Origin of the sequence: Vibrio sp. 99K-1, from assembly GCF_013114585.1 — a bacterium.
In the GTDB taxonomy this organism is placed as follows: domain Bacteria; phylum Pseudomonadota; class Gammaproteobacteria; order Enterobacterales; family Vibrionaceae; genus Vibrio; species Vibrio chagasii_B.
In genome coordinates this window covers 90,903-101,529 of sequence record NZ_VTXF01000020.1, presented here as the reverse complement: position 1 = coordinate 101,529, position 10,627 = coordinate 90,903, and the positions used below count along the sequence as shown (strand labels likewise).

Genomic DNA, 10,627 nt, shown 5'->3' with positions numbered 1-10,627 from the left:
ATTACATACTCTAAAATTTAATCTCTAATAAAAACTTGTCATAAGCCGAAATGCTCTTCCAATCTTGATTCGTAACACATGGCATTACTGTGTTGCATATAGACTTCCTATTTAGCCGTTGGGAAGAAGGAGTTTATATAAAATCAGGAACAAGAAATGAACCAACAACGTCAACTAAGCTGGAAAATAGCAGCTATTCTAGGTACATCTTTTGGCTTTAATGCACACGCTGCTGAAATGGTCACCATCGAGAACGATAGCCTACTCCAACAAAGCCTCATTGCTCAATCAAAGAGCATTGCACCGCTAGAGCTAGGTTTTTCTGAAGTTAAACGGGTGGTACTGCCCAATGGAAAAACCAAAGTACGCTACCAACAAACCCACTTTGGTCTACCCGTCTTTAATACCTCCGTTGTCGCCACCCTATCCCAAAACCAACCCTCCCAAGTATTTGGTTCAATGGCGCAAGGGATCAGCGATGATCTATCACACATCGCGCCTAAATTGAATCAGGAGCAAGCCATCGAAGCTGCATTGTCCTCCCACCGCTCGTTTACCGTCGGCAAAAAGTCGATTGAAAACAAAAATGCGAAGTTAGTTGTCAGGCTCGATGAGAACCAAACCGCGCAGGTAGTGTATTTGGTCGATTTTTTTGTCGCGTCCAATTACCCAGAACGTCCTTTCTTCTTTATTGATGCCATGACGGGGGAAGTACTTCAAAAATGGAACGGATTAAATCACGCCAAAGCCTTGGGAACTGGACCTGGTGGTAATACCAAAACCAATCGATATGAATATGGTACTGACTTTCCAGGATTCTCGATTGATAAAACCGGGACCACATGTACGTTAGAGAACGACGCAGTGAAAACGGTCGACTTGAATAACAGAACTTCTGGTAGTTCAGCCTACAGTTACAACTGTAGCGATGACAGCAACTACACAGATCATAAATACGTGAATGGCGCCTACTCTCCCCTTAACGATGCGCATTATTTCGGCAACGTCGTCTTTGATATGTACAAAGAGTGGATGAACACATCGCCTTTATCGTTCCAACTCACTATGCGTGTTCACTACAGTACCGATTATGAGAATGCCTTCTGGAATGGTTCATCCATGACTTTTGGTGACGGTAAAAATACCTTCTACCCATTAGTCGACATCAACGTCAGTGCGCATGAGGTGAGCCATGGTTTCACCGAACAAAACTCCGGGTTGGTCTACAGAAACATGTCAGGCGGCATAAACGAGGCCTTCTCCGACATCGCAGGCGAAGCGGCTGAATACTACCTGCGTGGAAATGTGGATTGGATTGTCGGTAGCGATATCTTCAAATCGGAAGGTGGCTTGCGTTACTTTGATCAACCATCAAAAGATGGTCGTTCAATCGATCACGCCTCTGATTACTACGATGGTTTGAATGTTCACTTGTCGAGCGGTGTTTATAACCGAGCATTTTACCTTTTAGCTAACAAATCAGGCTGGGATGTACGCAAAGGTTTTGAAATCTTTACCGTCGCCAACCAACTGTATTGGACAGCCAACAGTACCTTTGATGCCGGTGCATGTGGCGTAGCCAAAGCGGCTGCAGATCTTGGTTATACGGTTGCCGACGTGGAAGAAGCGTTTAACAGTGTTGGCGTCAATGCAAGCTGCGGCCCTACGGTTCCAGGTGACGATGTACTCACCAAAGGGGCACCTATCTCGAACCTGAGTGGTAACAAATACTCTGAAAGCTTCTACACATTCTCCGTAGATTCTGCATCCAACGTTACGGTCGCAATATCTGGTGGATCTGGCGATGCAGACCTATATGTTAAAGCAGGCAGTAAACCAAGCACCTCAAGCTATGATTGTCGTCCTTATCGTACCGGTAATAATGAGCAATGCAGTGTCAGCGCTCTGCCGGGCGTCACCTATCACGTGTTACTTCGCGGGTACACAAATTACTCTGGAGTGACCTTGCGCCTAGATTAAGCCTACACACCTCGATCGCTGATAAATAGCTAATTGCTTATAGGCTGCTAATACAAAAAAACCTCTGATTACGCTTAGCATGAGCAGAGGTTTTTATTTAGGATCTTTTGTTTATTAAGAGGCTGTAGCGAAGACATTGAGCATTGGAGATTCAATTACCCACCTTCAATGCCACCCTCTACCCAACTTAGCTTGTCACGCTTACATGAAATCAACTATTTGCGGGGTAAAGTTTAGTCGGACCAAGGAACATAGATTGCTCGCTCGGAGCCAAAACTTGCGGTAAGCCATTGGACTTTTCTGTGCTTCTTACGTAGGTACAATGTACTTCTAATACAGGTACATTGGCTGCGCCTGAGTAGGCTGGTTTTTTGACTATACGGTCTACAGATAGTTGAGCTGAAGGTGGTAATAAAAACTCAGCTTGAACAGCAATGGCTGAGTCATTGCTCTTGAACCCCATAAGCTTTGCCATGTTCTCAAACCCTTGCTTCATTTTATTTCTACGACGATGTTCAAAATATAGGGTCTTACTCTTTTCGATTACATCGTTAACGTATTTCTTTTCATAGCTCGCAACACTATTGATAGAGGGATCATTTAAATTCAGAAGCCTAACGGCAGTTTCATCTAAGCGATTAGCGAGGTTGGTACTATTGTAACCACTGAAGGCACTAATATTGACACCTTGAGCCCGACGAATAACAAAATTCAGAATTCCCTCTGTATTTTTGTAAACGGGAAAACAAGCGCCTTCGATAAAACCTTTATGAAAACTACAGGACAAATAACGGCTACTTTTAATGGTTCCGACTGGCCCTTTGGGATTAGCACCGTTGACGATGTCATCCGCATACTTCCACCAAGCTGAATTCTGCGGGTTTGGTATCGTAATTTGACGGTACACAGGAACATCGACATGTGACGTTGAGTGTTGTCTCCACTTTTTGGAAGAATTCCAGACGTCAACCGCACGGGTATCAAGTGCTTTCCCCTTGGTTGTGTACCCAGTCATTCCGGTATTAAGCGCGCTAGAATTAAACGTATAGTAAGAAAGTGCCGTAACCATTTCCATTTGTTCTACCAATGCTTGAGCTTCGGGAGCAGTGACTTTCGATCTAATGCTGTCAGGTAGAGCCCAGTTGTGCCGCATACTTTGCGCCACTTTGAATTGGTTAACAAAGCCTCTCATCATATTTATCCAATCCATTGGATTTCCATTCTGACGGCAATGTGCTCCATATGAGGTCTGAGTGATTTGTAACGCCATTTGGTGCAACGCATCTAGACACTCTTTTTCCACTGCTTCATTGATTTTTAAGTACTTTAGTCGCTTTTCTAAATTACCGACTCCGACAGACCTTAATTGTTCGTAACGATATTCATCGTAACCACCAATTTCCATTCTAATTCCTTTATTTAATGGGTGCGTGAAAGTGTGAGTACCTTCTCACTTAGTTCTCCTCAATCGAGTTTTAAATGAAACTAAGATTGATGGTTAAATCTCTCCACGACAAAACGTAGATTAAGTTCTATCGCTTGACAACACCGTTACCCTTAATTGAAAAAGGCGTTCTTTTGAATTCAACTGAGATCTAAAAGTTCGGGCTTTTTACTGGTTGGTTTATCAGTTTAAACAAAGATTTGATTAGATAGTTGCGAGAGGATGCGGGAGTCTTCGGCGCGCCGCAAAAAAGCTCGCACAGTCTTCCCAAGAGCATTCATCGTTGCTGGTTAAGACACTTTTCGATATCTAAATACCACGAGTCTACGTTCAGAAAATAGACCTATGAGTCATTTTGTATTGCGTCTCCATAGGATAAGCGCAATTACTTTACTTATGCCGCGTTAAGCATAAAGCTCACTAGCTTTACTTCAAATGTCTGCCGCCATCTAAGTGCAAGGTTCTCCCAGTCATATAGTGGCTAGCCAACACGTACTTGATGCCATCTATTATTTCCTCAAAGCCGGCCTCTGCTGGAATCAATGCTTTCTGCAATGCTTTGGCCTTGTACGCTTCGTCGTCATGTTCATTGAACTTAATCATGGCCGGGGAGATGGTATTCACTTTCACCTTAGGGGCCAGCATCGCTGAAAATGAAAGCGTTAAGTTATTGAGTGCGGCTTTACTGGCTGCATAAGCGATATGTTTTTTACTACCTTTTTCTGCGACGTAGTCACTGATGTGGATGATATCTGAAGTTTGATCTCCAGACATCAATTGGCCTTTGAGTGTTAAATTCACCAGATAAGGCACGGTGGTGTGAATAGTCATCATATCGTTCATGATTTGTAATGCGTTTTCGCTGGGGTCTTTCTTACTCTCTGGCTTCCAGTCGGAAGCGTTATGAACGATGGCTCGAAGTGCCTTATATTCTTGACCAACGTAATGAAGGAAGCTCTCTAAACTACTTTGTTGATAGAAGTCGACCTGCTGTAGGTCTGCCCCATTGTCACGTAGCAATTGCAGCTGAGGGTAGTTACTTCGGTATGTGCCAACCACTTTATACCCGTCCGATAAAAGTTGTTGCGCTAAAGCGAAGCCGAGGCGCTTCCCCACCCCGGTTATCAGTATCGTTTCACTCATCGTAAGAACTCAGCTCTAGTTTGAGGGTTAGTTTTGAAGCTGCCACCGAGCGCAGTTGTTGTCGTTTCCGAGTTTGCATCCATAACGCCTCGAGACTTCACGCAGTAGTGAGTGGCTTTTATCGTCACAGCCACATTTTCTGTCTCAACGAGAGTTTGGATCGCGACTAGGATTTGCTGAGTTAGGCGTTCTTGCACTTGAGGACGCTGAGCAAAAAATCGCACGATACGGTTTATTTTAGAAAGCCCAAGAATCTTGGATTTGGGGATATAGGCTACCTGCGCTAAACCATCGATGGTAATGAAGTGATGTTCGCACGTCGAAGTTAAATCTATATCCGAGACCTTAACCATCTCATCAACCGACATTTTATTATCTATCACGCTGATCTTAGGGAAATTATTGTAGTCGAGCCCTGAAAATATCTCGTGAACATACATCTTTGCAATACGATGAGGTGTTTCAGCGAGGCTGTCATCGGTCAAATCCAATCCAAGTGTACTGACCACTTCTGTTAAGAGTCCTTTAATGCGGTTGTACTTTTGGTCATTGTTCATTTCGCTCGATGTCATTGGGGTTTCTAGTCCCTTCCCGAGCAAAGCTTCCCTTACTTTTTCTGCTTCTGTAGTTAACATTGGCCTGCTCCTTTTTCATTAATTTTCGACTTCAGCTTCATAGGTCAGGGTGAGCGAGACGGAATCAGCGAAACGTAGCGCATGAGGTTTGTCGATTCTCACTTGCGCGTACCGAACCCATGAGTGGTCGATACAAATACCGAGGACGTCGCTGGTTAACTTCTCTAAAAGCAGAAAGCGCCCTGACTCGACGTGATGAATGATTTGTTTGCAGATGTTTTTGTAATTGAGTGCGTTGTCGACGTCGTCAGAGAGACAAAGGTTGTTAGCGGGATAATGAATCTCAGCATTAATAACGATATCTTGCTGTTTAGTCTTCTCTTCTTCATTAAAGCCGATGAAGGTTCTTAGTCTGAGATTTGTAATGGTGATAATGGCGTTGTGATTCATAACAGTGTCCAATCCTTAGGAAGTGAAGTCAGTTACGTGCTTATTTTAAGAAAAGATCAGTAGAGCTCAGGTGATAACGAGTTCATTCCTCATTTAGCCGCTGCGATGGCTGCATGAAACTGAGCTCAAAAGGGATGGGGGCGGTTTTCTGACTCGCTTGGTCGAAGTTGTTCCAGAGCCGCTGAAACGATATGTCTAGAGTGGGATGTCGCTCTTGCGCCGCAACATCGACTAATGGGCGAAGTACAAAAGCGTACTCGGTGATTTCACCTCTAGGCAGCTCTATACCGTCAATGATGCCGGTTTGATTGCCATAAAGAAGAATATCGATGTCCATTGTACGTGAAGCATATTCTTTGGTTTCACGCTTGCGGTCGTTGTCCAGTTCGATTTGATGAAGAACCTGAGAGAGTTCTGTGACAGCGAGGTCACATTCAAACCCCACCACTAGGTTAAGGAAATTGTCGCCTTCAAAACCAACAGGCTCGCAATCGTAAAAATTGGATAGGTGCAGTGGTGCAAAGTGGTCATTTAACGCTTTGAGAGATTCAGTGACGTGATGTTCTCGGTTGATGTTGCTTCCGATGCTTACATAGACGGTGGCCATATTGTTTCCTTACTTTTTAAGCAGCCTATACGTCCTAATTACTATGAAGATCAGCGATGTATTATTTTAATGTGTGGAAGACAAAATATAACTTGGGTTTAGCGGCAGGTTTTGTCATTTTTAAAGCTTGAATAGGTAACAGAGGCTTAAGTAGGAGCTAACTAACCGAGAAAATATAGGGGGCACTCTAGCCTTACCTAGCCCCCTATTCACTTAGTTCTTGGATTGGTGGACTGTCTTCTTCACTAACTTTTGCATTGCCTCAGCGAACGTTGTTGTACCACCTTTAGCTTTAACTTGTACGACCTTGTGGCCTATGCTCTCTAGCGCATCGCGCTCTGCCAATACCTCTTTGTCATCTTGCTGGCTACCTTGAGCTGGCTGATGAATGTAACAGCCTTCAAGTTGGCCATCTTCAACCAGTTGGTGGTGTTTCAGTGCATTGATATCAAAATTCATAAGTCAGTCTTTGTTGTAATGGGCGTCTCTTTGGCAATAGCCACTAATATTTCTAAAGCCGCGAGTATTTCGAATGTTGTCATTTGTACCATAAGGCACTGTATACATGAAGAGCGGGTCAGATGGCCAAAACGCCTACTCGAATAAGTTGGCGTTTTCTATAGTTCGGAACTTAAGCTCAATACTTCGCTAGCAAACAGGTCTCTTAACCATTGGTTGACGATATCGTCGTTACGATTACTGTGCCAAAACACGCTTAACGAAGGCCTTGTGTATTCAAATGGCATTTTTAACAACTTGATTTTGTTCTTGTCAAAATGGGTGTTGGCTACGCCTTTCGGTAAGGTCGCAATCCAGTCGCTGTTGCAAATAGTCTCAGAGAAGTCTGCAATCGAATTGAGCTTCCTTGCGACTATACGATCTTCAAAGATCGGACTATGAAACTTGGTAAGTTGATTCACTCGATAGTTATCATGAGTGAGCATTACATGCTTTTCTGCAAGGTATTGCTCTAAACTAACTTGCTCTTTGATGCGTGTGTGGTTCTGGCTACAAACAACACAAAGTTCATCACTCCAGATTTTTTGACTCAACAATGTTGAATGAGCATTGGTCAGGTCAACCACAAGATCAATCTTCTTCTCTCGAATGTCGGTTGCCATATCTTCTTTGATATTCACGACTTCGATAACGCACTCTGGGGCTTCTTCCTGAATCCTGTCTAGTATTTGAGGCAAGATCACACTACTTGAAATGCTCATCGCCGCAATTCTAAACGTGTAACTGCACTCTTTCGGTTCAAAATCATGCGTTTCAGGCAGTGAGTGAGAGACAAGCTTGTGCGCTTGCTTAAAGATAGGATACAAGTCATTAGCGACTGGTGTCGGCTCAAGCGTGTACGATTTTCTTACGAACAACAGATCACGATATTCATCTCGAAGCTGCTTTAAATGAGCACTGAGGCTAGGCTGAGATATATTGAGCCTTTCTGCTGCGTACGTTAAGTTTCCTTCTTCATATATCGCAATAAAGTAATAGATGAGGTTTAGGTTAAATCGTTTCATTCGGGCTCTTCAGGCAGTCATTTAAATGAATAAACGTAGAAAGTAATTTCGTTTAACTGACTCGTTATTATCCCAACCTAATTCCATACTTCAGTTAGGGTTATGACAGAGCTTTGTTAAAACCTTCTAATAAATATGACTTAACCCACCACCAATATGAACGGTAAATTACAAGAATAACGGCGCTAGTTCTTTGGTTTATATAGAGATATAGGTTTTTCTGATATCTAGTATAGGCGACGCTTTATACTAGAAGATTGATGACTTTGACATAATTATCGGCTCCTTAATATACGTCTATAGAAATAAAGAATGATGAACCGATTTGTAAAACCGATAATTATATCAGCGAGCCTTGTCACCTTATTTGGTTGTGTAGGTAGTAATGCCGTAACGGGTAAATTGATGGAATTCAACGTAAAAGCCGTTGATAACCGCTATGCTCGTGGTGGCTTAAACATGCTTCTTGCCCCTGCCTACGGTATCACGGTTGCTGCCGATTACATTGTGTTTAACTCACTAGAATTCTGGACAGGCAAAAACCCAATCAATAAAAAGCCGCACATTTTTGATACTAAAGTTGATACTTACATCGACATTAACGACCAATTGGACGAAAGCTTGACCGACGCGCCTATCGACCCATTAGCTAGACACGTCATTGATCACAGTGAGATGAAAGTTATCAATCAAGATGAAGTTGCTATCGAACTCACGTACAACGACGGCACACGTGCAACACTAACAGGTCATCGTTTTGGCGATGAAGTCCACTACTCTCTTGATAACCAAGTTATCGCAAAAACCAGTTTAGAAGAGATGCAGATGTACATGGCTTCTGCGAAGCAATCATAAGCTCATCGTGAGTGAGTAAAAATAACTAGCAATCGTCAGTGCTTATAACACGAAAAGGGGTAGCAGAACGCTACCCCTTTTTTTGACTCATCATATTAATCAGACACTTATTAATAAGCAAAATAGTCAGACAGTCGCTTGATATTCAATTGCCTTGTCATATTACCTAACTGCTCTTCTCGCGTGTCTTGAAATTCATCTAGGCGCTGATAAATCGTAAAATAGCGACTTATATTCGCGACATATTTTACTGGTTCTTGGCTTATGTTCTCTCTTGCGACACTCTCAACATGATTAAACCATTTATTTGGGTTATACCCTTGCTGCGCCGCTAATTTTCGCATTCTTCTTATTTTTGCTGGTCCAGCGTTATAGGCAGCTAAGCTAAAGTAAATCTTATCGATGTCAGATATTTCAGGCTTATCAAAGTATCTGTCATGGATAAAGCGTAAATACTTGCTTCCAGCATGAATGTTACTTTCCAAATCGTACACATTATCAATGTCTACATACCAATCCCGAGCCGTATTAGGCATCACCTGCATAATCCCCACAGCACCACGGTGCGATACTTTCGAGTGATCGAGCCCTGATTCTTGAAAAGCCATTGCCAGGAGAATGAACCAGTCGATATCGTACTTCTCACCATAAGAAACAAACAAAGCTTCTAGTTTATCTCTTTGTCGGTTTTGCTGTGGATTAGACGCACGAGTCATCCATGAAACGCTGTCTAAATATCGATTATCAATCACGTTCCCGAGTAACGTGCCCTGCTTCGATTCTTGCAAATAGTGGTCTATTTGGGCTTTCAGTTGAGGGCTATTCTTACGAATGGCCCACGCGATATCTGCGTCTTCTCTAAAGGTGATTCCCTTATGGATCTTAATGTCCTTCTCTAAACTCTCCCACAACTCCAACTTATGGCTATCAACAATGGTTGCTGTGATCTTCTCACTCTTAATCAGTTCGAGGAGTTCAAGGTCTTGCAGGTTCGCGTTGAGCAAATGAATATAAATAGGCTCCATTCCTTCTCTCTCAAACTGCTGATTCAATTTTTGAACGCTACTGATGTAGCTAGAATTCTGCTTAAGCCACACTTCTTTACCCTGTAGTTGTGTGACATTGCTGATTGAAGGCTTAGATAGGCTTGTTACTAACACCTCATCGATATCGCGGCGAATAGGCATGCTGAAATCCACCAACCTTTGACGCTCTTCGGTTACCGTAAGGTTAGCTACCGCAATATCCCCTCGCCCTTGGTTTAACGCTTCAAGCAATTCACTTCGCTCTACCGGAATCACCTTGACGCGCAACAGTGGATCACTAAGTTTAAGTGCCTGATCAAAGTAATAGATTTGCTCCGCTAAAATCCCTTTTGGCTTACCATTTTCAATATGATAGAAACCAATATCACCTGAGACTAAAACACGCACTACACCTTTCTCTTTCAAAGCCGAGAAATCACCAACATAGGATTCAAGTGCGTTATCTGGCACTTCTAGACCGAAAGCGGACTTAGAAAGAATAAAGATAAAAATCAATGCCTTTGATAAGCGTGAAGCGCGGTTAAAGTTTGTCATATGCAGTATTCCTATAGCGCCATTTCTAATGCGATAAAGCCAAAAACCTCAGTAATACTTGTGCAATGTAGGAAGTGTTTAACGCGAAGCAATTTAACGAGAGGAAACCGCCATAACGTTGTTCTATGAGGAGTGGATTGGTCTCAAAAATAACGTAGTGCGCAGATCATTTCGTTGCGCTATTAATTAAGGGAGTCGAATTATACCGAAAACTATCTCTTCCGAAATACGGCCGAAACTATAGTAGATATAGTGAAATCCTATAACTCTTATTGACGTGTAACCTCTTAATATTATTCCTACCTACCCACATCTGTTCCTAATTCGGTCGTTTAGGAGCCAATTCAAAATCAGTACTGAAAACATACCTTCATTACACAAAACATATAAATAGATAATAATATTGTCATTTAACTATTGATTGGTTTATAAAAATTCAAATATCAAGTTTGCATTATATAAATTTTACA

Annotated in this window: 10 protein-coding genes; 2 read left to right on the top strand and 8 right to left on the bottom strand. The window is 42.5% G+C overall.

Translation table 11 applies throughout. From position 1 onward, the window contains the following. Positions 1-156: 156 nt before the first annotated feature. A complete protein-coding gene (locus F0228_RS16790) occupies positions 157-1,980 on the top strand; it encodes a M4 family metallopeptidase (protein ID WP_171762494.1) in 1,824 nt (607 codons plus the stop codon). A 211-nt stretch (positions 1,981-2,191) separates the two neighbouring features. Here the strand turns inward: F0228_RS16790 and F0228_RS16785 are convergent, their stop codons facing one another. The 7 genes from F0228_RS16785 to F0228_RS16755 all read right to left on the bottom strand — a co-directional run bounded on the left by F0228_RS16785 (position 2,192) and on the right by F0228_RS16755 (position 7,722). Beyond that, complete coding sequence (locus tag F0228_RS16785) at positions 2,192-3,385, bottom strand: hypothetical protein (RefSeq protein WP_171762493.1); 1,194 nt, start codon at positions 3,383-3,385, stop codon at positions 2,192-2,194. Positions 3,386-3,850: 465 nt separating this feature from the next. Then, on the bottom strand, positions 3,851-4,567 hold the full coding sequence (folM, locus tag F0228_RS16780; RefSeq protein ID WP_105057234.1) for a dihydromonapterin reductase: 717 nt from the start codon (positions 4,565-4,567) through the stop codon (positions 3,851-3,853). Continuing rightward, on the bottom strand, positions 4,564-5,202 hold the full coding sequence (gene folE / locus F0228_RS16775; protein ID WP_008223742.1) for a GTP cyclohydrolase I FolE: 639 nt from the start codon (positions 5,200-5,202) through the stop codon (positions 4,564-4,566). Before folE ends, folM begins: the two co-directional genes overlap by 4 nt. Positions 5,203-5,220: 18 nt before the next feature. Next, positions 5,221-5,592 (bottom strand): dihydroneopterin triphosphate 2'-epimerase, encoded by a 372-nt coding sequence (gene folX, locus F0228_RS16770; RefSeq protein WP_171762492.1) that lies wholly within the window; start codon positions 5,590-5,592, stop codon positions 5,221-5,223. A gap of 82 nt (positions 5,593-5,674) precedes the next feature. Next, positions 5,675-6,199: a 2-amino-4-hydroxy-6-hydroxymethyldihydropteridine diphosphokinase gene (gene folK, locus F0228_RS16765; protein WP_105057235.1), complete on the bottom strand. Its 525-nt coding sequence runs from the start codon at positions 6,197-6,199 to the stop codon at positions 5,675-5,677. 213 nt (positions 6,200-6,412) lie between these two features. Beyond that, positions 6,413-6,658 carry a hypothetical protein gene (locus F0228_RS16760; protein WP_171762491.1) on the bottom strand — a complete coding sequence of 82 codons (246 nt, stop codon included), beginning with the start codon at positions 6,656-6,658 and terminating at the stop codon, positions 6,413-6,415. A 158-nt stretch (positions 6,659-6,816) separates the two neighbouring features. After that, on the bottom strand, positions 6,817-7,722 hold the full coding sequence (locus F0228_RS16755) for a LysR family transcriptional regulator (RefSeq protein ID WP_171762490.1): 906 nt from the start codon (positions 7,720-7,722) through the stop codon (positions 6,817-6,819). 312 nt (positions 7,723-8,034) lie between these two features. On the opposite strand from F0228_RS16755, the gene F0228_RS16750 reads away from it, so the two are divergent. Further along, entirely contained in the window at positions 8,035-8,577 is a 543-nt protein-coding gene (locus tag F0228_RS16750; protein WP_061032680.1) for a DUF3332 family protein, read from the top strand. 110 nt (positions 8,578-8,687) lie between these two features. Here the strand turns inward: F0228_RS16750 and F0228_RS16745 are convergent, their stop codons facing one another. Continuing rightward, on the bottom strand, positions 8,688-10,157 hold the full coding sequence (locus F0228_RS16745; protein ID WP_105057238.1) for a transporter substrate-binding domain-containing protein: 1,470 nt from the start codon (positions 10,155-10,157) through the stop codon (positions 8,688-8,690). Positions 10,158-10,627: the final 470 nt, after the last annotated feature.